This is a genomic window from Mesorhizobium sp. M0048, from assembly GCF_040323405.1.
GTDB lineage: Bacteria > Pseudomonadota > Alphaproteobacteria > Rhizobiales > Rhizobiaceae > Mesorhizobium.
Window position 1 is genome coordinate 22,192 of sequence record NZ_JAMYUV010000024.1, and the last position, 21,828, is coordinate 44,019.

Consider the following 21,828-nt stretch of genomic DNA (forward strand, 5'->3'; position numbering starts at 1 on the left):
GCATTGTTTCCACGATCCGGGGGGGATCGCGTTTGAAGTCGATCAGTTCAGGCAGCATCACATCGGGTGGGTCTAAGGTCGGGGCGATGTTGCTGGCGCTTTCGCTTGCAAGCTGCGCGGCCTTGCCGGGCGGCAGACCGGCGCCGCTGGATACGTTCGAGCTTTCGGCGCCGTCGCTGGAAGCGCGTGCCCACAGCCGTCGGCAGATACTCATCGCCCAGCCTTCGGCGCTCAAGGCGCTGGATAGCCAGAACATCGTCATCAAGCCATCGCCGCGATCGATCCAGTATCTCAAGGGCGCGCAATGGGCCGACCGGCTGCCGATGATCGTACAGGCGCGGCTGGCAGAGACGTTCCAGCGCTCGGGCAGCTTCACCGGCGTCGGCAAGCCGGGCGAGGGGCTGGCGATCGACTATCAGGTGATCGTCGAGATCCGCTCGTTCGAGGTGCGTGTCGATGGCGGCGAACATGCCGAGGTCGAGCTGTTCGTGCGCCTGTTGAACGACCGCAACGGTGAAGTGCGCGCTTCGAAGAGGTTTAGCGCCATCGCGCCCGTTTCGGGCAATGGCAACCAGGCCTATGTCGGCGCGCTCGATGCCGCGTTCGGCGATGCGGCCGGGCAAATCGTCCGCTGGACCGACACTGTGATATGACGCGGCCGGAACTGCTGGCACGGCACTCTACAGCGCCAATGGAATTCAGTACGGCATGAAAAAGGCGGGAAATCCCGCCTTTTCATTTATTCTCTATCGCCCGCTCTAGTGAAGGCGGCCGCTGGCGTGTGCCAGCATCGTGTAGACCTTGCCGGTATCCGAGGTCAGGTAGGTCTGTGCCATGATGTTGTCGCGGTCGTTGCGCGACACGTCCTTGAGCAGCTTTTCGAAATCGTCGCAGTAACGATCGACAGCAGCTCGGAACTCCGCCTCCGACTGATATTTGCGGCGGATCTCGTCGAACGTCTGCTGGCCCTTCAGCGTGTAAAGTCGGCGCGTGAAGACGTCGCGTTCGCCGCGCCGGTAGCGGTTCCACAGCTCGATCGAGGCATCGTGATCGATGGCGCGGGCGATATCGACCGAGAGCGAGTTCAGCGATTCCACGACATGAAGCGGCGAACGCGCAGCGGGAGCCGGGCGCGGCGCTTCGGCGGGTGCCGCCGGCTTGGCATCGTCTTCGCGCGATGCACCGGTCAGGAGGTCGCGCACCCAGCCGCCTTGCGGCGTGCGGCCGTTGGGGTCGCGCTGGCGCGGCGCTTGGTCTGCGGAGCGTTCGAGGTCGAGCGTGCCGCGCAGCGCCGTCTCGCCCGAAGGCGCCTGCGGGGGACGGCGTTGTTCTGGAGCCGGAGCCGGGCGACGTGGCGGCTCAGCGGCGCGTGCGGCAGGCGCTTGCGGCGCCGGACGCAGGTTGCGCTGTTCCGAACTGTCGGCGCTACGGCCAGATTTCGCAACGATTTCAGAAAGTTCCTTCAGCGCGTTGATCTGCTCTGAAACGGCACGGCGGATAGCCGTGGTCGATTCCTTTGCCTCTTCCGGCATCTCGATGACGCCTTTCTTGAGCTCGGCGCGGGTGAGGTCGAGCTCGCTCTTGATCGAGCCGGCGGTACGCCGCATCTCCTCGGTCGCATCGGCAAAGCGCTTGGTGGCCGAATCGACCACTTCGGAAATCGCGATACGGATCTTGTCGGCGGATTCCAGCGTCTTGCCTTCGGCGTTCTGCAGCGTTTGGCCGACCAGATTCTCGAACGAGCGCATGACCCTTTCGAGATCTTCCGATTTCTTGACAAGGCCGACGGCGAGGTCCTCCAGCGACGATTGCCTTTCGAGCGTGTGCTCGAGATTGCTCTGGGCCGAGCTCAACAGGTCCGAGGCACTGGAAAGCAACCGGCTGTGCTCGTCGAACTTGGTGGCGATGGAAGCAACCTCTCGCAAGGTCGAGGACGACAGCTCGGTGAGCCGCGTCGTGTTCGAATCGACCAGGCGCGCCGAACTGGCGAAGGTCTGCGCGGTCTTTTCCGTGGTCGCTGCGAAGCTTTGCGTGCTCCCGGTCAGGCGTTCTTCAACCTGGCCGAGATTGCCTGCCGCCTGCTCGATCAATTGACCGAGCTGCGAGCTGGAAGTGGTCATGCGGCCGATGAGGTCGGCAACGCTGTCGGCAAGCGTCGAGCGCGCGCCTTCGACGGCCGACAGGGTTTCTGCCGTGCGGCTGGCGAGGGCGTCGACGAGGGCGGCGTTTTGAGTGCGCAGCTTCTCGGTCGCACGTTCTGTGACCTCTTCCATGCTCTTTTGCAGCTCGGAGCCGCCCTGGGCAAAGCGCTCGACCAGAGGCCGTGCCGTCTCGTCCAAGATTTTCGATATTTCAGCCGAACGTGCCGCAAGCATCGTATTGAGCTCGCGAGTATTGGCACCGATGGTCTTTGCAGCGTCATTGGTGCTCTGGCCGATATGCTGGCCGACCGCGGTGAAGGTTTCGGCGATCGTGTTGGCACGCGAGACCAACTGCGCCTCGGCGTTCGCGACCTGCTCGTTGAGCTTTTGGCCCATTGTCTCGGCGGAGTAGGCGAGGCGGTTCTCGACGCCGGCGACCTGCTCCTCGACGCGGGCCGCTGTGGCAGCCGCACTCGATGCCAGGCGTTCGTCGGCACCGGCGAGCACCTGCTCGATTTCACGGGCATGGACGGCGAGTTCCTGGCCAGTCTGTCTGGCGCGCTCGGCAACCCGCTGCTCGGTGCTGGTGAAGGCGCCGACAATGGTGTCGGCATGTTCGCCGATGGCAGTGCTGCTGTCGGCGATACGGGATACCAGGCGATGATCCGCCTCCTCGAAGATGCGGCCGATCTCGGACGCACGGGCCGAAAGTGCTTCGGAGCCTTCGGCAATGCGCGAAATAAGTTGCTGGTCGGCGGCATCGAAAATGCGACCCAGATCCGACGCGCGTGCCGCGAGCGCTTCGGCGGATTCGCCGATGCGCACGCCCAGCCGCTCGTCGGCCGTTTCGAAATTGCGCAGGATGTCGCCGGCACGTGCCGCCAGCGACTGGGCCGTTTCGATGGCGCGAGAGACCAGCCTGTGGTCCGCCGCGTCGAAGGTGCCGGCAATCTCGCTTGCTCTGGCTGCCAGCTGATCGGCCGTTTCCTGCGCGCGCGCGAGCAAGGTGTTCGACGTGTCGTCGACGCGGGCAATCAAGGCGCTCGACGCATCCTCGGCGCGCGCGGCAAGACGACGGTCCGCCTCTTCAAAGGTGCGGGCGATGTCCTCCGCCCTGGCGAGCAGGGCAGCCGAGGTCTGCTCGGCACGCTCGGCGATCTTGCGGTCGGCATCGCTGAATGCCGCGCCCGCCTGCTCATGCAGCGCGCTGGTGACTTCCAGGACCTTTTCGCGCAGCGCCCCGGCGACGAAGACCGCGCTTTTTTCGAGCACACTGCGAACGTTGTCGACACCCGTCGACAGCGCCCGCTCCATGGTGCTGGCGCGCTCCTCGATGATGCCTGTCTGCCGGCTGAACGCCTGCTCGATCTTTTCTACGTCGGCAGCGATTGCATCGGAGATGTCGGTGCTCCTGGCGGCGATCTGGTCGATATGGCCGGACAGCGAACGGTCGACATCCTTGCGCGTTTCGGCGAGCCTGGAGAGATCGTCCTGCAATGCGCGGGTCAGCATGTCGCGGCCCTCGCTCAGCTTGCCGACATGACCGGCGACGATCTCGTCGACCTCGCTGCGGCTCATTGCAAGCCTCTCCAGGTCGGCTTCCAACGCGCGCCTGAGGATGTCGCGGCCTTCCGCCAGTTTCTCCACCTGGCCGGCAACCAGCCCATCGATGCTCGAACGGCTTTCGGCCAGCTTGGCGAGATCGTCCTCGAGCGCCTTCGACAGGGTCGAGCGGTCCTGGACGAGCTTCTCTGCGTGGGTTGCGACAAGGCTGTTGACGTTGCCGAGATCGGCTTCCAACGCACGCGAAAACTGCGCGCGATTATCGGTCAATAGCTGCGACTGATCGGCGATGGCGCCCCTGATCGTGTTGAGATCGGCCTCCAAGGCGCGCTTGAGGATATCGCGGCCTTCGGCCAGTTTCTCGACCTGGCCGGAAACCAGTCCGTCGATGCTCGAGCGGCTTTCGGCCAGCTTGGCAAGATCGTCTTCCAAGGCGCGCTTGAGGATGTCGCGACCCTCGGCCAGCTTCTCGACCTGGCCGGCGACCAACCCGTCGATGCTCGAACGGCTCTCTGCCAGCCTGGCAAGATCGTCCTCGAGCGCTTTCGAGAGGGCCGAACGCTCTTCGGTAAGCTTGTTCATATGTTCGGAGACGACGCCCCGCACGGTCTCGAGATCGGTCTCCAGTGCCCGCGACAGCTGACCACGGTCTTCCGCCAGCTTTTCGGACTGGCTGGCGATGACGCCCTTGACAGTGCTCAGATCGGCTTCGAGCGCACGCTTGAGGATGTCGCGGCCCTCTGCCAGCTTTTCGACCTGGCCGGCAACCATCACATCGATGCTCGAGCGGCTTTCGGCCAACTTGGCGAGATCGTCTTCGAGCGCCTTCGAAAGGGTCGAACGGTCTTCGGCAAGCTTGTTCATGTGATCGGAGACAACGCCCCGCACAGCCTCCAGGTCGCTCTCCAGCGCCCGTGACAACTGGCCACGGTCTTCCGCCAGCTTTTCAGACTGGCTGGCGATGACGCCCTTGATCGCGTTCAGGTCCGATTCGAGCGCGCGCTTGAGGATGTCGCGGCCTTCCGCCAGCTTCTCGACCTGGCCGGCAACCAGCCCATCGATGCTCGACCGGCTTTCGGCCAGCTTGGCAAGATCGTCCTCAAGCGTCTTCGAAAGCAGGCTGCGGTCATCGGCGAGCCTGCCAGAATGATCAGCGATCAGACTCCTGATGTCGGAGAGGTCGTTATCGAGTGACTGGGAAAGGCCGCTGCGGTCTTGCGCCAATTTCGCCGAATGCGCCTCGATGAGGCCATTGATGCCGGCGATGTCGGCTTCCAGCGCACTGGCGAGTATGGCGCGACCCTCGGCGATCTTTTCGACCTGACCGGCGACGAGGCCGTCGATGGCGGCGCGATTCTCTGCCAACTTGCCGAGGTCGGCCTCGAGCGCGCGCGAAAGGATGCTGCGGCCTTCGGCGAGCTTGCCGACGTGCCCGGCAACCATTTCATCAATTATCGTACGAGCTTGCACGAGTTTTCCGGAGTCTTCGTTCAGGGCCTGGGCCAGCCTGTTGCGACCCTCTTCAAGGCTTTCGAGATGGCTGCCCAGTGAAGCGTCGATCGCTGCGCGCGATTCGTTGACCTTGCGCAGATCCTCCTCAAGGGCGCGCGAGATAAGGCTGCGGCCTTCGGCAAGCTTCTGCACCTGGTTGGCCACCGCTGCGTCGATTTCGGCGCGACCCTCGGCGAATTTCGCCAGATCGGCCTGCATTGCCGCCGCCATCCGGTCGCGGCTTTCGGAAAGCTTGCGGCTATGGTTTTCAACGGCTTCCTCTATGCCGGCGCGAGCATCGGCAAGCCGCTGGATGTCCGTGTCGAACGAACGCGATACGACATGGCGTGCCGCTTCCATGCGCCCGGCGAAATCGCCGGCGCGGGCTTCAAGCATGGTCGAGGTCGATGAAATGATGTCGGCCATGTCGGCACCGATCTGGGTCTTGCCCTGATCGATCATTGCCGACAGCGTCTCCTTGCTATCCTGGAAGGTGTGGGCGATTTCGCGCGCGCGCTCGACCAGCGTCTCGTTGATCTGGCGTGCGCGAGCCTCCAGCGCGGCGTTGAGCTTCTGCGTGCCGGTGTCGAGCGCCTCGGCGCGGGTCTGGAACTCGCTGATCAGCGCCTGGCCACGTTCGGCAAGCGTCCGCTCAATGCCGTTGAGGCTGGCTTCGAATTCCGAATTGAGTGTGCGGGCGGCGCCGCCGAGCAGCGACACCATGCCGCTTGTGCGGTCGTCGAGCAGGTCGGTCAGCGACCGCGTCAGGCCATCGGTGGTGTCCGTCAGCTTGGCGATGCGGGTGTCGAGCAGGCTGGCGAAGGCCTCGCCCGACGTCGACAGCCGATCGGTGATCGATTCGAGCCGGCCTTCCACCGAATCGAAGATCGACATCGAGCTTCCGTTGATCCTGTCGATCAGCGTGTCGCCGGATTCGTTGATCGTCATCGACAGCTTGGTCGAGGCATTGAGAATGCTGTCGCGAATGATATCGCTGGCGGCGTTGATCTCGTCTTTCAGTGTCTCGTGGGCGCCGGTGATCGAAGCGCGCACGCGCTCGGCATGGGTGACGACTGCTTCGCGCTCGCTGCCCAGCCCATCGACCAGCGAGCGGATGCGGGACTCGTTCTCTGAATAGGAGCGCTCGATCTGGTTCACCTCGCTGTGAACCAGCGTTTCGAGCTCGACGGCACGCGCAAGCGTGCGTTCGATGCCTTCGCCCATGGCTGCCACCTCGCGGCGAACCGCTTGGCCGATCATCATGACGCGATCCTGGGCAAGATTTTCCGGCTCGGCCAGACGGAAGGCCACCTCGGTCATCGACTGCGCGGCAAGGCGCATCTCCTGAGCGCGGCGAATCATCACTGCGAATGCCCAGAACAGGATGACAGGCACGATTGCCGCGACCGCCAGGCCGATCAGCTCGGGACGGGCGAAAAACTGATCGAAGGTGCGGATGTTCCAGATGCCAGGTCCGAACAACAGGTTCGCAAGGCCGCCAGCGCCGGCGATCCAGGCCAGCGAAACGAAAGCCACGACCCAATAGATCGTGTTCGAGGCGCGCCGATTGAGGGTGTGCAGGAGCGTTTTATAGTCTTTTTGACGATCGTCGTTGGCCGGCGAGAAAGCTGCCGGCTGCGAGCCATTGCGCGTTGCGACAGGACGCAACTCAGCCGGCTTGGCCTTTGGCGCGGAATTTGCGTTCTGGCGTTGATTGGCGGCTTGTGCCGCGCTCTGGGTCTGGTCCGGGGCAGGCGGTTCGTTCTGGCTGCGACCTTCGCGCGCCAGCTCGTCGGCGGCTTGCGATATTTGCGCTTCCAGATCTTCCATGGATGCCGCCATGTCGAAGTCGCCGCCGGCATCGCCGCTCAGGTCGATATCGAGTGCCTTTTCGAGTTCTCTGGCTACGTCGCTGTCGAGCGTTCTTGTCGTCGTTGGTTTCTTCGCCATGCCTTCGCTACCCTGTACAAGCTGCGGCGGGACTTATGGTTCTGCTTATTGATTCTGCCTAGCGTGTCCCGCGCAGGAGGCTGAAAATGGACCCTGTCGTATCGTAATGACACAGCCGGGTAAAGAAAACATGCATTCCGCCCGATACGTAAAACTTTAAATATAAGGTTAACACAGCCGTGATTCCGGCGCCGTTATCGCGACATTTTTCCGGGCCAATCATTAACCCGTTGTCCACCGGATACGCCTAGTTTTTGCGGCGGTCGAAGAACGGAGTCTCAAAGTGATACGTGGCGAAAACGGCATTGCCTTCTCGATGCCCGGCGGCGATGTGTCGGGGACAGCCGGGGCGCGGCCGATCGACCTGGCGCATCTTGCGCGCCAGACGATGGGCGATCGGAGCCTCGAGCAGGAGGTGCTGGCTCTGTTCGTGCAGCAGGCGCTGTCGGTGCGCGACAAGATCGTCGATGCGGATGTCGGGCAGCGGCTGCTATTGGCACACGGGCTCAAAGGCTCGGCGCGCGGGGTCGGCGCCTTCGCCATCGCCGATTGCGCCAGTGCGATCGAATGCCGGCCCGAAGACGCCGGCACGCTGAAGCGGCTTGGCTCGCTGATCGAAGAAGTGCGCGACTTCGTCGCCGCCATCAGCCGATAGCACTTATTCCCGAAACGCCACACAGCGGCGCTTTGGCGCCGCAGTTGACTTGTCCGGCAGAGTGATTATGTCGGCTCAGACTCCCTTCAGGTGACAAATGACCAAGCTGACCTTCATCGCCCATGACGGCACGCATTTTGACGTGGATGCCGAAAACGGCTCGACCGTCATGGAAAATGCGATCCGCAATGCGGTGCCGGGAATAGAAGCGGAATGCGGCGGCGCCTGCGCCTGCGCGACCTGCCATGTTTATGTCGACGAAGCCTGGACGGCGGAGGTCGGCGAGCCGGAAGCCATGGAAGAGGACATGCTGGATTTCGCCTACGACGTCCAGCCGAATTCGCGGCTGTCATGCCAGATCAAGGTGCGCGACGCCCTCGACGGGCTGGTCGTGCGCGTGCCGGCCCGCCAGGGCTGAAGCCGATTTTTGCCGCTGCCGCTTGGCAGCGGACCAATGGTCATGCAGTGTCGCGCCGTTTCCCATAAAGGCGCATGCTTCATGACCGCTATCATCAAGACAGACGTACTCATTGTCGGGGCAGGGCCTGTCGGTCTGTTTGCGGTATTCGAGCTCGGCCTCTTCGACATGAAGTGCCATCTGATCGACATACTCGACCGGCCCGGCGGGCAGTGCGCCGAACTCTACCCGGAAAAGCCGATCTACGACATTCCGGGCTGGCCCTCAATCTCGGCGCAAGGTCTGGTCGACAAGCTGCTTGAGCAGATCGCGCCGTTCAAGCCCGAATTCACCTATAACCGCATGGTTTCGGGCCTGGAAAGACTGGAGGACGGCAGCTTCCGCGTCACTACCGACGAAAACGAGGTGTTCGAAGCCAAAATCGTCGTGATCGCCGCTGGCGGCGGCTCTTTCCAGCCGAAGCGGCCGCCGATCCCGGGCATCGAACCCTATGAAGGCAAGAGCGTGTTCTACTCGGTGCGCCGGATGGAGGACTTTCGCGGCCATGACCTCGTCATCGTCGGCGGCGGCGATTCGGCGCTCGACTGGACGCTGAATCTGCAGCCGGTGGCCAAGAGCGTGACACTGGTGCACCGGCGGCCCGAATTCCGTGCAGCGCCCGACAGCGTCAACAAGATGTATGCCATGCAGGAGATGAAGCAGCTGGAATTCCAGGTTGGACAGGTGACTGGCCTGACCGGCGCCGACGGCCAGCTCGCCTCCGCCATCATCAAGGGACCGGAGGGCGATATCGAAGTACCGTGTACGCGGATGCTGCCATTCTTCGGCCTGACGATGAAGCTCGGCCCAATCGCCGAATGGGGCCTCAATCTCCACGAGAACCTGATCCCGGTCGACACCGAAAAATTCCAGACGTCGGTGCCTGGCATCTTCGCCGTAGGCGACATCAACTGGTATCCCGGCAAGTTGAAGCTGATCCTGTCAGGCTTCCATGAGGTCGCTTTGATGGCGCAAGCAGCCAAGCGCATCGTCAGCCCCGGCGAGCGCATTGTGTTCCAGTATACGACCTCGTCGACCAGCTTGCAGAAGAAGCTCGGCGTGGTCGACTGAACCTCGCTGTATTTTCGTCGGGCCGGTCTACTCCGCCAACGCTGGGGCCACAGCCTCGGCGTGGCCGCGAAGCGTTTTTTCCGGCATCAACCAGAGCGTGATGAACGACAACAGCAAGGTTGCGGCCGCTGCAAGAAAGATCATCACGAACGGCATGGCCGAGGCAACATGGCCGGCCGGCTGCGTGCCTTCGCTGGCCAGCGGCAGGCCGTAGCCAAGGGCGACGGCACCAAGCATGGCGACGCCAAGCGCACTGCCCAGCGAGCGGAGGAAGGTGAGAACGCCGGTCGCCACGCCAAGGTGCATACGATCGACGGCGTTCTGGACCGAGACAGTGGCAACCGGAAAGGTCGTGCCTGTGCCCAGGCCTACGCAGGTCGTCAACACCTCGACGAGCAACAGTGAGGCATGGCCGGCGACCAGGCTGAGCACGCCGAGGCACAGGATCGAGAAAACCGTTCCGATCATGGCAATGCGTTTATAGTGGAAAAAGCGCGGGATCATTCGCGCGCTGAAGGTCGCACCGGCCACCGTGCCGAGCATCAGCCCAAGCAACGCGGTGCCCGATTCGCTGACCGACAGGCCGACGACCGATTGCAGGTAGACCGGCAGATAGACCGACAAGCCGACATTGGCGGCCTGCAGCAGGAACATCGACAGCGTCCCGGCGAGAACGATCGGATTGCCGAGCACTTCGAGCGAGATCAGCGGTTCGGCCGCACGCAGCAGCCTCAGCGCGAACGCGCTCCAGAACACCGCTGAGCAGAAGAGCAGTCCAAGGATTTCAGGCGACAGCCAGGGATACTCGCTGCCGCCCCAGTTCAAGGCAAGCAGCAGCAGCGAGGTGGCCGCGACCAGAAGCAGCGCGCCGAGGCCGTCGATGCGGTGATGTTTTGCGGCGATCGGCAGCTTCTTGAGCGGGTTGTTGATGATCGCCATCGCCAGCAGGCCGAGCGGAATGTTGATCCAGAAGATCAGCGACCAATGCAGATGTTCGGCGAAGGTGCCGCCGAGCAGCGGCCCGGCGATGCTGGCGACGGCCCAGGTGCCCGAGATCCAGGCGGCGTAGCGAGCCCGCTCGCGCGGCGGCACGAGGTCGCCGATCACGGTCTGCGTCAGGGCGAACAGCCCGCCGCCGCCGGCGCCCTGGATCGCCCGGCCGACAACCAGGACCAGCATGTTGGGGGCGGTGGCGCTGACCAGCGAGCCGGCGAGAAAGATCAGGATTGCAGCATAGACGGTCGGCCGGCGACCATAAATGTCGGAGATCTTGCCGTAGAGCGGCGCCACGGCGGTCGCGGTCAGAAGATAGCCGGTCACGATCCACGGCAGATACTCGGCATGCCCGAGCAGACGTGCCATCGTCGGCATCGCCGGCGCGACGATGGTCTGGTCGAGCGCTGCCAGCAGCATCGACAAAAGCACGCCGCCGATGATGGCGTTTTTCTCGGTTTCGGTCAGCGGCGTGCTGGTTTCCACCATCGCTTGCTTGTCGATAGCCTGGTCCATATCCATCATCCCATTACGCTTGGGTGCACGTCCGCGAGGCGCTGGACTGCGTCGAGTGTACAGATTGGCCGTGTTCTCGTGCCTTTGAGATGAGCCCTGCGAACTCGATATATGTCGTTCGCTATAGGCCGATTTCGACAGCGGCTCGAAAGTTTTTCGAAGCTGGCACCATGTTTCGGCAAAATTGGCTTTGGTCCAAATTGGCTTTTCCGACGACGCGGAGTTCAGCCGGGAGCGAGTCGGCCGTTCTCAATGCGCTCGATGCGGTAATTCAAGAGCCGCAGGATGCGGCTTTGGAAATTGACGCTTTCCACACGATCGAAGCGCATCTGCTCCTGGTCGTGCTTGGCGAGCATGGCCGCCGTTATTTTTGCGGCCTTGGCCTTGGCCAGTTCGCAGGTCTTTTCCGGGTAGCTCGCCTTCAAGGCGTCTTCGAGTTCGCGGCCATGGTTCTTGGCAATCTCGACGTGGCGTTCCTCATGGCGCTTGATGTCGGCGGACAACGTATCCCAGAACAGCCTGACGCCTGCATCGGCTTTCCGCGGGCGGCGCCACTGCGGAAGGATCACCTTGACCTTGACGATGACGACAGCGTCGGCAATCCAGCACGAGCCCGGCTTTTGCGCATAGCTGACGCGGGTGGTGAACGCCATCTGGGTAGCGCCTGGATGCCGCGACCCGGTGCTTTTCACCTGAGGCCCGAGTTTCGACAGCTGGGTCTCGATGTCGTCGAGCGTCCTGCCGCCGATCGGGAAATAACTATATGTCTTGACGAGAGTTGCAGCGCTGGCCGGGAATGCGGTCAGGGCGAGCATCAGGGCGCAAAGGAAGGATCGTTTCATCGTGTTGCCTCTTTGCCCACCTTGCTTTACCGCCGTCTCCGGCGCAACGGAATTGATCCCCGGCCACGCCGCGGGATCGGACATGGTTGATGGGCAATGATGACAGGGCGATGGCAGTTGGCCCACGGACGCCATCTCGACATTGGTGGCAAGGCCGTGGTCGTCGGCATCCTCAACATCACGCCGGACAGTTTTTCCGACGGCGGCCTGTTCGATGCGCCTGAAAAAGCAGTTGACCAGGCGCGCCGCATGGTCGGGGAGGGGGCCTCCGTCATCGACATAGGCGGAGAATCGACACGTCCCGGGGCGTCTGCGGTCTCCGCAAAGGAAGAGCAGGCTCGCATATTGCCGGTCATCGAGGCGCTCGCGACGTCTGTCGGAACGCTGATCTCGGTCGATACCTATCGCGAGGATACGGCCCGGCTCGCCGTCCAGGCCGGCGCACATATCGTCAATGATGTCTGGGGCCTGCAGCGCGAACCGGGCATTACCCGCATCGCGGCCGAAACCGGCGCCGGGCTTGTCATCATGCACACGGGACGGGATCGACAGAAACTGCCTGACGTGATTGCCGATCAGCTCTTCTTCCTCAGGAAGTCGCTGGAAATTGCGCGACGGAGCGGTGTTGCCGACGACCATATCGTGCTCGACCCGGGCTTCGGCTTCGCCAAGGAGACGGCCGCTGAAAATCTTGACCTGATGGCACGGTTTTCCGAGCTTCGTGCGCTGGGTTTTCCACTGATGGCCGGCACATCGCGAAAGCGCTTTATCGGCACCGTCACCGGCCGCGATGCAGCCGCAAGGGGCGCCGGAACCGCGGCCACCAGCGTCATCCTGAGGCTCAAAGGCGCGCATCTCTTTCGCGTCCACGATGTCGCAATCAACGTGGATGCGTTGGCCATTGCCGATGCTATGCTGGCGCGTGAGATCGGGGAAAGCTGAGCCATGTATGTCATCCGCATGAAAAACTGCGCTTTCTTCGCTCGGCACGGTGTGCTGGACGAAGAAGAGACGCTCGGCCAGCGCTTTTATGTCGATGCGGCACTCACGGTGGATCCCGGACGGGCGCTGGTCGAGGATTCCATCGAGGACACCGTCAATTACGGCATCGCTTTTGCGGTCATCGAGAAGATCATTACAGGCGAGCGGCGCTTTCTGATCGAAGCGCTGGCGCTCGAAGTGGCGAGGGCGCTGACGGCGCGGTTTCCGCAGATCAAAAAGGCCGAGATCACCGTGCGCAAGCCGAATGCCCCGGTGCCGGGTGTGCTCGATCATGTCGAGGTGACCGTTGTCTGGCCAGAATAATACCGTCTATCTCAGTCTCGGCGGCAATCTCGGTGATCCGGCGAGGTCGATGGCTGCGGCACTGGGCATTCTGGATGCCGACGAGAGCACGCGCGTCGTTGCCGTTTCGTCGCTCTACCGCACGCCGCCTTGGGGCAAGCTCGATCAGCCGGATTTCCTCAATGCGGCGGCCGAAATCTGGACCGCGCTCGCACCGCGAGAGTTGCTGGACCTCTGCCTTGATGCCGAGCGAAAACTGAAGCGGGTGCGCGAGGAGCGCTGGGGGCCGCGCCTGATCGATATCGACATTCTGGTGTTCGGCGACCGCGTTATCCACGAGACCGGGCTGGAGGTGCCGCATCCGCGCATGCTGGAGCGCGCCTTCGTGCTGGCACCGCTGGCAGAAATTGCGCCGGAGCTCGTGGTCGACAGCAAGAGCGTGTCGGAGCGGCTGGCCGCAGTCGACACATCGGGCATTGAACGGCTGCCGTCAGGCCGGGATTGGTGGAAGGCCTGACGCTGCCGCCATCGGAGCCCGAAATCAGCCGGAAAACCCACCTCCGTCGAGGAACATTTGTTCGTCCGGTGTCGTCTCGCGGCCAAGCATCCTGTTTCGGTGCGGAAAACGGCCGAAGCGCTGGATGATGTCGCGATGCTCGCTCGCATATTTCAGGTAGGATGGCGCCTTGGCGGCTGTAAGCTCCACCGATTTGAGCTGATCGGCGAGGTCCTCCGAATGCTCATAGGGCAGATAGAGAAAAACGCGGAGCTCTTCGTCGAGCGCCAGGTCATGGCCGTCAGCGATCGCCTTCCCGGCGAAATGCCGCGCCAGCGGGTCCGTGGCGTACATGTGGCCGGTGCCGCGAAAGCAGTTTCGCGGAAACTGGTCGAGGAGGATCATCAGTGCCAGCGACCCTTCGGCGTGTTCAGACCAGCCGTCGCATTCGCGGCCGGCGGCGGCGAAGTGCAGATCGAAAAACCGGGTGCGGAAGTCGGCATCAAAGGCGTCGTTCTTCTCGAACCATGCCTCCTCCCCGGCGTCGCGCCAGAATCTGGTGACGGAGAGAGCGCGCTCGTCCAGTTCGTTCATCATTCGCGTCATTCCAAGGTTTAATCGGCCGGTTCGGATTTCTGCAGCACGCCGGCGGTCTCTTCGTTGAGCGCCTGGCCCGCGCGTCGTGGCGTGCTGAGCGGCGTCGGAATGGGGGTGCCGATATTGCCTTTGAGAAAGCGTCGCCCGGCGCGGATGCCTTCGGCCAGCTGAAGTTCGAAACGGGCAGTGTCGCGGCGACGGACATCCTCGATGACCTCGGCGACCTCTTCCGGGTCGACGCCAAGGGCTTCCAGTGTCGAGCCGCCGAAGACAAGCGCCGATTCGAAGGTCTCGCGGAGCTGATAGTCGACGCCGGCACGAATGAGCTGCAACGCCGTACCGCGGTCGAAAGCCCGTGCCAGCACCGTCAGCAAGGGAAATTCCGCCTTGATCAGTTCGGCGATGCGCACGGCGGCATCGGGCTTGTCGACGCAGATCAGCACTGCGCGTGCCCGCCCGGCTCCCGCGGCACGCAGGATGTCCAGCCGCGTGCCGTCGCCATAATAGACCTTGAAGCCGAAATCGGCTGCCGCCTGGATCATTTCGACCTCATTGTCGATGATCGATACGTCGATGCCGCGCAACAAAAGCGGCTGGCTGGCGATCTGGCCGAACCGGCCAAAGCCGATGATCAGCACGCTGCCGGTCAGGCCGTTGGCGACATCGACGCCTTCAAGCGACTGCTCGTCGCGCGGCGTCAGATACCGCAGGGCTATGATTGCCAACGGCGTCAGCACCATGGAAATGATGACGATAGCGGTCAGCATCGCATTGGCCTGGCTATCGATGATCCCGACTGCCGCTGCTGCGGAATAGAGGACGAAGGCGAATTCGCCGCCTTGCGCCATGAAGACCGCGCGCTCGAGCGCTTCCCGGTGGCCGGTTTTGAGGACGCGGGCAACGATATAGATGCCGATCGCCTTCATCATCATGTAGGCGACGACATAGATGGCAATGAGCTGCCAGTTGACGACGACCACATGCAGGTCAAGTGACATGCCGACGGCGAGGAAGAACAGCCCGAGCAGAATGCCGCGGAACGGTTCGATGTCGGCCTCCAGCTGGTGGCGGAAGGTCGATTCCGACAAGAGTACGCCGGCCAGGAAGGCGCCCATCGCCATCGACAAGCCGGAAAGCTGCATGGCGAGCGCCGATCCGAGAACGACCAGAAGGGCGGCTGCGGTCATCACCTCGCGGGCGCGCGCATCCGCCAGGATACGGAAGAACGGATTGAGCAGATAGCGTCCTGCAAGCACCAGCCCGACGATCGCGGCAAGGCCGATACCGACCTCCGTCAACCGATCCGACAGGCTCATATCGGCACCGCCCGGCGCGAGGAAGGCGATCAGCGCCAGCAGCGGCACGATGGCCAGGTCTTCCAAAAGCAGGACCGAAACGATGCGCTGGCCCTTGGGCGTGGCCAGCTCGCCGCGTTCTTCCAGCAATTGCATGACGATGGCCGTCGAGGTGAGCACGAAACCGGCGCCGGCGACGAAGGATTGCGCGATAGGAAAACCTCCCGCCAGCCCGACGCCGGTCAGCAGGACCGCGCAGACGCCGACCTGCAGCGCGCCAAGCCCGAAAATCTCGCGGCGCAGGCCCCACAGCCGTGACGGCTGCATCTCCAGTCCGATGATGAACAGGAACATGACGACGCCGAGTTCGGCGACATGAAGAATGGCTTCCGATTCGGAAAAGATGCGCAGCCCAAACGGGCCGATCACGACGCCGGCCGTCAAATAGCCGAGGATGGAGCCAAGTCCCATGCGCCTGAAGATCGGCACCGCAACGACGCCGGCGGCAAGCAGCGCCACCACCTGGATCAGATCGCTGTTCGATGCCTCCGCCGCCATGCCTGCCGTTCCGCTCTCTTGCAACAAGCGGCCAAGATAGGGGCTTCGGAGCGGATCGAACAGTGCGAATCCGGTGCGTCGTGGAAGCGATATTGCAGGCGCACTGCACAGGATAATGGGCCTCCGGGCGTTGCTTGTTCCAGCGATCCGGCGCTAAGGACGCCCGGCTTCGGCCAGTGGAGGGTGAGCGACGATCAAGTCGCGGCCCTTTTTGAGGAGATGACTGACATGAAGACGTTTTTGCTGGTTGCCGTTGGTATCGCGGCACTTGCCGGCTCCGCCTGTTCCAAGGCACCGGAGTGCACGACCGAGATGCTGAGCAAGAAGGCTCAGGACATGACTGCAGCGCTTCAGGCTGCGATTACCAAGGATCCGGCCAAGGCAGCCGATCTCACAGCCAAGGTCCAAGCGGTCACAACCAAGTATCCGGGTGGCACAACAGCGGCTGACGCCTGCAAGGCCTATGACGAGCTGACTGCGGCGATCAAAGGCTGAGCGCCCATTGCATGTCAAAGAGGGCGGCGCCGTTTGGCTGCCGCGTTTTTCATGCCGGAGACTCAGTTCGGAGCGATGGAGCCAACTTCTACCGCATCGACCCGCTTCAACTTCATGCCGATGACCGGGACCAGTTGCTGGTCGACGCGCACGGCAACGGTCACCGTCATCGAATTGTCGTCTGGGACAAGCGCCTGCATTACGCCGCGCAACTGATTGCGATTGATGGTGAAAACCACCTTGTGCGCATCGACGACATTGCCACCGATAATGTCGAGGCCGGACCCGGCGGCGCCGCCCATGAAGCTGCCCTTGTAGCCCTGGCGGCCCTTGTGCTCGATCGTTGCCGACATCTGCTGGGTGAACATGCCGACCCGGCAGCCGCCGTCGAGCGACATGCCGACTTTGCCGTCAGGCGTCGAGCCGGTGAAGCTGCAGGTGAATTTCGTGCCCTTGTATTTGCCGGCGACGATTTCTCCGGGGCCGACCCATTTGCCTTCGACCGATCGAAAGAACTGCTTGTCCGGTTCCGCCCCCGTAGCCTTTCCGGCAATGCCGACGGTTGCGACAAGCGCGAGCGCCACGGGCAGCCCGCTGGACAGAATAACGCTTTTCATCGACGACACCCGGCAACAAAGAGACTGGTTTGGACACTTCCGACCATGAACAAGATTGGTTAATGCTTTGTCACCCCAAGGCAATAGTCACGTTCGGGAAACGGATGTTTCTTTTTCTTTCTTTGCTGCAAAGGACGTCAGTGCGGAGAGAAAATCGCCTAATCCGGGCCGCCTGACAGCGTAAAAGGGCAGGGGCCTTGCGGTTTCCATCGCTGCAATGCCGATACGCGCCGTCATCATGCCGTTGACGACGCCTTCGCCGAGCTTGGCCGAGAGCCGGGCGGCAAGGCCGTGGCCGACGATCTGTTGGACGAAACTGTCGCCGACGGCGATCGACCCGGTGACCGCGAGATGGGCAAGAACGCTGCGCGCCAGGCGAAAGAAGCCAAGCGTGCCCGGGCGGCCGCCATAGAGCTCCGACAGTCGCCGAATCAGCCGGCCGGCTTCGAATACGACATAGGCGACGTCGACCAGCGCGCGCGGGCTGACCGCGGTCACCAGGGACACACGCTTTGCCGCCTCGAGGATCATCACCTTCGCGCGGGCGTCGAGCGGGCCGAGGATCTCGGTCTCGGCCAGGCGCACCAGATTGCCGCCGTCAATGATCTCGCCGCGCAATTCGGCCAGCGAGCGCCTGCCGGCCGCGGTTTCGGGCTTGGCCGAGACAAAGACCGACAACTCGTCGACCACGGCTCGGGCGGTCTTCGGATCGTCACGGGCAATCGCATCGAGCGCCCGCTTCTGCAACTTTTCGACCTCGGCAAGCCGGGCAATCGCCATGAACTCGCGCACGAGGATGATCAGAAGCGCCAGGATGGCGATCGCGGCCATGCCGGCGGCCAGCCAGCCCAGCCACTCGGCGCGCTCGAACAGGTCGCGAATCAGCTGGTCGGTCCAGAGGCCGACGGCGAGCGAAACCAGAACGCCCAGCGCGCCGAAGAACAGGCTGCCAAGCAGCGAACGTTTTCGCGGCGCAATCGCCGGCGGCGGCTCGGCAGCAACGATATCAGGCTCGTCGAAGACGTCGATCTCCGCCGGTGTGACCACAGCTAGATCCGCCTTCACGGTACGCGGCTTTCGCGCCGGCGCGGCCTCGGACGCAGCATGGCGAGCCGTCGAATCTTGCTTCTGCTGGGGCTCCGGCTCGATGCGAAAGGCCGCCGGTCTGCGGGGCGCACTCATGCGAGATGATCTCCGATCAGGAACTGCAGCGCGCGGTCGAGCCTGATATGTGGCAGCGACAGCGTGACGCCCTCGGCGGTGCGCTCGAGCTTCGGCGGGCGAAAGCGCACGAAGCGGATTGCGGGGTCGTCATTGTTCTGCCGGCGGATCGATTCGGCAACGTCGAACAACGCATCAACTTTCTCCGGCAAGTCTCCGGGAAATATGGCTGTTTCGGTCTTTCCGTCAAAGGTTTCGCCGTTGATTTTTTCGCCACGCAATGGCGTGCCGATAATGACCGGCAAAGTCTCGCGGCCCTGCTTGACCGCGCCTTCACGGGTCGCGCGCATGGCCGCCATGGCGACGACGTCGACGTCGGCTCCGGTGAAATTCGCCCGCGCCACGGCGCGGTCGGCTAGCCGCCGCACGATGGCCTGCAGGCGGTCGTGGCTTTCGTGGTGCAGGTGGTCGGCCTTGGTCGCGGCCACCAATATGCGGTCGATGCGCCTCGAAAACAGGTCGGTCAGGAGGTTGCCCCGGCCGGGCCGGAAACAGGACAGGATTTCGGTGACCGCGCGCTCCAGATCGGCCATCGCGCCGGGGCCCGCATTCAATGCCTGCAATGCGTCGATGAGCACGATCTGGCGGTCGAGACGCGTGATGTGTTCGCGAAAGAACGGTTTAACGACATGCGTCTTGTAAGCCTCGTAGCGCCGCTCCATCATAGCCTGCAGCGATCCCGAGCGGGAGCGCCGGCCGTCCAGATTCGGCAGCGGCGCGAAGGTGAGAGCGGGCGAGCCTTCAAGATCGCCGGGCATCAGAAAGCGGCCGGGCGGCAAGGTCGAAAGCGCCCGCTCATCGAGCTTGCAGGCCTTGAGATAGGCCGCGAAGCTCTCGGCGAGACGGCGCGCCGTCATCTCGTCGGCGTCGGCGTTGGGGTCGACCGGATTGGAGAGCGCCCGCCATTCCCGCGAAAGATCGACACGCACCGGCAACACGGCCATCTCGAAGGCCTCACGCGAAAAATCGGCGTAGGACTTGCCGAGCAGCGGCAGGTCGAGCAGCCATTCGCCGGGATAATCGACGATGTCGACCGACAATTTGCCGGCGGAAAACATGCGGCTCCAGCCAGAGGCCGATTCGTATTCGATGGTGAGCCTCAGTTCGGAAATCGCACGCGTCGAATCCGGCCAGACGCGCTCGTCGACAAGAGCCGCGATGTGATCCTCGTACTGGAAGCGTGGTACGGCGTCGTCCGGCTGCTCTTCGAGAAAAGCCCGGGCGATGCGCCCCGATTTTTGTGCCTCAAACAGCGGCAAGCGTCCACCATGGACCAGATTGTGTACAAGGGCCGAGATGAACACCGTCTTGCCGGCGCGGGACAGCCCGGTCACGCCAAGCCGCAGCGACGGAGCGAAAAGCCCGGCAGCGCGGCCTGACAACGTATCCAAGGCAATCTTGGCCTCGTCGGTAAAAGTCGTCAGCGATGATGCCAAATCTGTTCTCGCGGGCCGGTCAGGCTCCGATATAGGCTTTGATGCGCGGCTTTGAAATGGCCTCAGATATCCGCAGGCGTCAGGAAGGCTTCGAGATAGCCGGTGCCTGGCGCAGCCTCGGCAAGTCCGCCGTTGAACCGGACCACGGCAAGTGCGGAGGTCGGGAAGCCGTGGTTCAGCATGGCCCGCGCGGTCTCGTTGCCGTCGCCCGACAGCGCCATGGCGAGATCCTCAATCATCGGATTGTGGCCGATGGCGAGCAAGGCATCCAGCCCGCCATTCTGCCGGATGGCAGTGAGGTATGCGGCGGCATCGTCGCTGTAGAGGGTGTCACAGAACAGCACCCGGCCCGTGTTGGTATGGCCAGCCAAGCTTTCCAGCGTCTGGCGGGCGCGCTTGGCGCTTGAGCAAAGGGTGAGGGCCGGTGCGTATTTGCGGGAACGCATCAGTACGCCCATCGCTTCGGCGTCGGCGAAGCCGGATTGATCGAGCGGGCGGTCGAAGTCAGCCACACCAGGCAGCGCCCAGCCGGCCTTCGCATGCCTCAGCAGGTAAAGTCTGGTCACGGAACCCCCGATAATGTCGGGTACCGACCGGTCAAATGCGGCCGCAGGAATTAGCCATCAGAAGCGTTTCGCGCGCAATGCCGATGCCCCCTCAAGCATAATGAATCATGCGCGAATTCGGGCGTGCCGTTCATGCGAATGATGTCGCCAATGTCGGTTTGTCCCACATAAACAAATGCGTGAAACTGTCGTCGATTGCGCTTGTGCAGTTTTCGGTCCGCGAATATATAGGCGCCAAATTTGGGGTTTGTTGGGTGAGTCGAATGAACGACATCGTTACCGCCGATTACGTACCCTCCGAAGACGAGCCGTTTATGAACGAGCGGCAGAAATCCTACTTTCGCATGAAGCTCGTCACCTGGAAGAACGACATCTTGCGCGAAGCGCGCGAAACTCTCGAAATCCTGCAGCAGGAAAACGCCAACCACCCTGACCTCGCCGATCGCGCCTCCTCCGAAACCGACCGCGCCATCGAACTTCGCGCCCGCGATCGCCAGCGAAAACTCATCTCCAAGATCGATTCGGCCCTCCAGCGCCTTGACGAAGGCACTTACGGTTACTGCGAGGAGACGGGCGAGCCGATCGCGCTGAAGCGGCTCGACGCGCGCCCGATCGCCACCTTGTCGATCGAGGCACAGGAGCGCCATGAGCGGCGCGAGAAGGTCTACCGCGACGACTGAGCAGGCGGGAAAAACACGGCATCGGTAGAGCGTTCAAAATGGCCGGTTTTCCGGCCATTTTCATTGGCCGTTCGCTATCGCCCTATCTTTTCTGATTGGACAACTCGCCGAGGAGCTTCGTCATCTCGTCGTCGAGAGAGGGCGATGCCTTCGCCACCGGCTTGCTCGCCGTTTGGCTGAAGCGTGGCTCGTCGAGGGAAACCTCCAGCTCCTTCATCAGCGCATCGTCGATCGACTCATGCTGTGCCGGCGGCTCGTATCTTGCCGGGGAGTCCTGTCTTGCCGGCTGCGGCGCATGCCGCGAGGCATTGGCATTGACGGATCCATAACTTGGCAACGGTGTAACGTTCGATGCCGGTTTCGGCGCCGGCGTAGGCGCCGGCATTGTTGCCGCCATCGTCGCCGTCTGGCGGGCTCGGACAGGGGGTGCGGCCGCGCTTGCCGGCTGCGGCGGCGCTTGCCTCGCCGGCGCGGCTGTGGTCTGAGCTGGCCTTGCTGCCGGCTGATGGCTGTTGTCTCCGGTCAATGCCGGGCGGCGCAGCGCCGAGAGCCTGATGTCGCGCTCGACGACGACGTCGGTCGGACCACCGATCAAGAGCAGGTGCTCGATATCGTCGCGGCGCACCAGCACCAGCCGCCGGTGACTGTCGACCGCTGTGGCATCCATGACAGCCAGCCGCGTCTTGCGGTTCCTGCCCCCGGCGACGAATGTTCCGAATGTCAGGCTGCGGACCAGCCTGATGATAAGAAGAATGATGAGCAGCAGGACAAGTACTGCAAACGTCCATAGGATTGCTGCGGCATAACCAGGCCCCGCCACGCCATCCAGCCATTGCAGCATTGGTTCCCCCAAAATCAGCTTTCGAAGAGAGGCGACACTAGACTGTTGCGGCAGGCCACCGCA

At 63.0% G+C, this 21,828-nt stretch carries 19 protein-coding genes; 9 read left to right on the forward strand and 10 right to left on the reverse strand.

Features of this window, described 5'->3' with window-relative positions; all coding sequences use genetic code 11:
* Positions 1–86: 86 nt before the first annotated feature.
* Positions 87–653: an ABC-type transport auxiliary lipoprotein family protein gene (locus tag NKJ84_RS19750; protein ID WP_352507854.1), complete on the forward strand. Its 567-nt coding sequence runs from the start codon at positions 87–89 to the stop codon at positions 651–653.
* A 105-nt stretch (positions 654–758) separates the two neighbouring features.
* Here the strand turns inward: NKJ84_RS19750 and NKJ84_RS19755 are convergent, their stop codons facing one another.
* Positions 759–7,145, reverse strand: a complete 6,387-nt coding sequence (locus NKJ84_RS19755) for an apolipoprotein A-IV repeat region-like domain-containing protein (RefSeq protein WP_352507855.1) — start codon at positions 7,143–7,145, stop codon at positions 759–761.
* 286 nt (positions 7,146–7,431) lie between these two features.
* Here NKJ84_RS19755 and NKJ84_RS19760 point away from each other — a divergent pair, with 286 nt between their 5' ends.
* The 3 genes from NKJ84_RS19760 (at position 7,432) to NKJ84_RS19770 (ending at position 9,328) form a co-directional block, all read left to right on the forward strand.
* Entirely contained in the window at positions 7,432–7,800 is a 369-nt protein-coding gene (locus NKJ84_RS19760) for an Hpt domain-containing protein (protein WP_352507889.1), read from the forward strand.
* A 97-nt stretch (positions 7,801–7,897) separates the two neighbouring features.
* Entirely contained in the window at positions 7,898–8,218 is a 321-nt protein-coding gene (locus NKJ84_RS19765; RefSeq protein ID WP_006334837.1) for a 2Fe-2S iron-sulfur cluster-binding protein, read from the forward strand.
* Positions 8,219–8,299: 81 nt separating this feature from the next.
* A complete protein-coding gene (locus NKJ84_RS19770) occupies positions 8,300–9,328 on the forward strand; it encodes an NAD(P)/FAD-dependent oxidoreductase (protein WP_254817396.1) in 1,029 nt (342 codons plus the stop codon).
* Between the two features lie 27 nt (positions 9,329–9,355).
* On the opposite strand, the gene NKJ84_RS19775 is transcribed toward NKJ84_RS19770, so the two are convergent.
* On the reverse strand, positions 9,356–10,837 hold the full coding sequence (locus NKJ84_RS19775; RefSeq protein WP_352507856.1) for an MDR family MFS transporter: 1,482 nt from the start codon (positions 10,835–10,837) through the stop codon (positions 9,356–9,358).
* A gap of 224 nt (positions 10,838–11,061) precedes the next feature.
* Positions 11,062–11,679 (reverse strand): DUF922 domain-containing Zn-dependent protease, encoded by a 618-nt coding sequence (locus NKJ84_RS19780; RefSeq protein WP_352507857.1) that lies wholly within the window; start codon positions 11,677–11,679, stop codon positions 11,062–11,064.
* Between the two features lie 96 nt (positions 11,680–11,775).
* On the opposite strand from NKJ84_RS19780, the gene folP reads away from it, so the two are divergent.
* The 3 genes from folP to folK are packed head-to-tail and all read left to right on the forward strand — an operon-like array spanning position 11,776 to position 13,480.
* Entirely contained in the window at positions 11,776–12,621 is an 846-nt protein-coding gene (gene folP, locus NKJ84_RS19785) for a dihydropteroate synthase (protein ID WP_352507858.1), read from the forward strand.
* A gap of 3 nt (positions 12,622–12,624) precedes the next feature.
* Complete coding sequence (gene folB / locus NKJ84_RS19790; protein ID WP_023674838.1) at positions 12,625–12,984, forward strand: dihydroneopterin aldolase; 360 nt, start codon at positions 12,625–12,627, stop codon at positions 12,982–12,984.
* Positions 12,968–13,480, forward strand: a complete 513-nt coding sequence (gene folK, locus NKJ84_RS19795; protein ID WP_352507859.1) for a 2-amino-4-hydroxy-6-hydroxymethyldihydropteridine diphosphokinase — start codon at positions 12,968–12,970, stop codon at positions 13,478–13,480. The genes folB and folK overlap by 17 nt, the downstream gene beginning before the upstream one ends.
* A gap of 24 nt (positions 13,481–13,504) precedes the next feature.
* Here folK and NKJ84_RS19800 read toward each other — a convergent pair whose 3' ends face one another.
* Together NKJ84_RS19800 and NKJ84_RS19805 are read right to left on the reverse strand one after the other, a co-directional pair.
* Complete coding sequence (locus NKJ84_RS19800) at positions 13,505–14,056, reverse strand: DUF924 family protein (RefSeq protein WP_502896223.1); 552 nt, start codon at positions 14,054–14,056, stop codon at positions 13,505–13,507.
* Positions 14,057–14,073: 17 nt separating this feature from the next.
* Positions 14,074–15,909, reverse strand: a complete 1,836-nt coding sequence (locus tag NKJ84_RS19805; RefSeq protein WP_352507860.1) for a monovalent cation:proton antiporter-2 (CPA2) family protein — start codon at positions 15,907–15,909, stop codon at positions 14,074–14,076.
* A 228-nt stretch (positions 15,910–16,137) separates the two neighbouring features.
* Here NKJ84_RS19805 and NKJ84_RS19810 point away from each other — a divergent pair, with 228 nt between their 5' ends.
* Positions 16,138–16,404 (forward strand): hypothetical protein, encoded by a 267-nt coding sequence (locus NKJ84_RS19810; RefSeq protein WP_352507861.1) that lies wholly within the window; start codon positions 16,138–16,140, stop codon positions 16,402–16,404.
* Between the two features lie 62 nt (positions 16,405–16,466).
* Here the strand turns inward: NKJ84_RS19810 and NKJ84_RS19815 are convergent, their stop codons facing one another.
* The 4 genes from NKJ84_RS19815 to NKJ84_RS19830 all read right to left on the reverse strand — a co-directional run bounded on the left by NKJ84_RS19815 (position 16,467) and on the right by NKJ84_RS19830 (position 20,244).
* Positions 16,467–17,021 carry a hypothetical protein gene (locus NKJ84_RS19815; RefSeq protein WP_352507863.1) on the reverse strand — a complete coding sequence of 185 codons (555 nt, stop codon included), beginning with the start codon at positions 17,019–17,021 and terminating at the stop codon, positions 16,467–16,469.
* A gap of 87 nt (positions 17,022–17,108) precedes the next feature.
* A complete protein-coding gene (locus NKJ84_RS19820; protein WP_352507864.1) occupies positions 17,109–18,203 on the reverse strand; it encodes a YcjF family protein in 1,095 nt (364 codons plus the stop codon).
* Complete coding sequence (locus NKJ84_RS19825; RefSeq protein WP_352507865.1) at positions 18,200–19,678, reverse strand: YcjX family GTP-binding protein; 1,479 nt, start codon at positions 19,676–19,678, stop codon at positions 18,200–18,202. Before NKJ84_RS19825 ends, NKJ84_RS19820 begins: the two co-directional genes overlap by 4 nt.
* 62 nt (positions 19,679–19,740) lie before the next feature.
* Positions 19,741–20,244, reverse strand: coding sequence for a SixA phosphatase family protein (locus NKJ84_RS19830; protein WP_352478984.1), 504 nt, complete (start codon positions 20,242–20,244; stop codon positions 19,741–19,743).
* 263 nt (positions 20,245–20,507) lie between these two features.
* Here NKJ84_RS19830 and dksA point away from each other — a divergent pair, with 263 nt between their 5' ends.
* On the forward strand, positions 20,508–20,924 hold the full coding sequence (gene dksA / locus NKJ84_RS19835; protein WP_023674847.1) for an RNA polymerase-binding protein DksA: 417 nt from the start codon (positions 20,508–20,510) through the stop codon (positions 20,922–20,924).
* An 82-nt stretch (positions 20,925–21,006) separates the two neighbouring features.
* Here dksA and NKJ84_RS19840 read toward each other — a convergent pair whose 3' ends face one another.
* Complete coding sequence (locus NKJ84_RS19840) at positions 21,007–21,765, reverse strand: hypothetical protein (protein WP_352478983.1); 759 nt, start codon at positions 21,763–21,765, stop codon at positions 21,007–21,009.
* Positions 21,766–21,828 lie beyond the last annotated feature (63 nt).

Coding starts and splice junctions, on each gene's coding strand:
- NKJ84_RS19750 (WP_352507854.1), top strand. CDS start 87: ATGTTGCTGGCGCTTTCGCTTGCAAGCTGCGCGGCCTTGCCGGGCGGC.
- NKJ84_RS19815 (WP_352507863.1), bottom strand. CDS start 17,021: ATGAAAAGCGTTATTCTGTCCAGCGGGCTGCCCGTGGCGCTCGCGCTT.
- NKJ84_RS19840 (WP_352478983.1), bottom strand. CDS start 21,765: ATGCTGCAATGGCTGGATGGCGTGGCGGGGCCTGGTTATGCCGCAGCA.
- NKJ84_RS19810 (WP_352507861.1), top strand. CDS start 16,138: ATGAAGACGTTTTTGCTGGTTGCCGTTGGTATCGCGGCACTTGCCGGC.
- NKJ84_RS19820 (WP_352507864.1), bottom strand. CDS start 18,203: ATGAGTGCGCCCCGCAGACCGGCGGCCTTTCGCATCGAGCCGGAGCCC.
- dksA (WP_023674847.1), top strand. CDS start 20,508: ATGAACGACATCGTTACCGCCGATTACGTACCCTCCGAAGACGAGCCG.
- NKJ84_RS19780 (WP_352507857.1), bottom strand. CDS start 11,679: ATGAAACGATCCTTCCTTTGCGCCCTGATGCTCGCCCTGACCGCATTC.
- NKJ84_RS19800 (WP_502896223.1), bottom strand. CDS start 14,056: ATGATGAACGAACTGGACGAGCGCGCTCTCTCCGTCACCAGATTCTGG.
- folB (WP_023674838.1), top strand. CDS start 12,625: ATGTATGTCATCCGCATGAAAAACTGCGCTTTCTTCGCTCGGCACGGT.
- NKJ84_RS19765 (WP_006334837.1), top strand. CDS start 7,898: ATGACCAAGCTGACCTTCATCGCCCATGACGGCACGCATTTTGACGTG.
- NKJ84_RS19755 (WP_352507855.1), bottom strand. CDS start 7,145: ATGGCGAAGAAACCAACGACGACAAGAACGCTCGACAGCGACGTAGCC.
- NKJ84_RS19775 (WP_352507856.1), bottom strand. CDS start 10,837: ATGGACCAGGCTATCGACAAGCAAGCGATGGTGGAAACCAGCACGCCG.
- NKJ84_RS19805 (WP_352507860.1), bottom strand. CDS start 15,909: ATGGCGGCGGAGGCATCGAACAGCGATCTGATCCAGGTGGTGGCGCTG.
- folP (WP_352507858.1), top strand. CDS start 11,776: ATGATGACAGGGCGATGGCAGTTGGCCCACGGACGCCATCTCGACATT.
- NKJ84_RS19770 (WP_254817396.1), top strand. CDS start 8,300: ATGACCGCTATCATCAAGACAGACGTACTCATTGTCGGGGCAGGGCCT.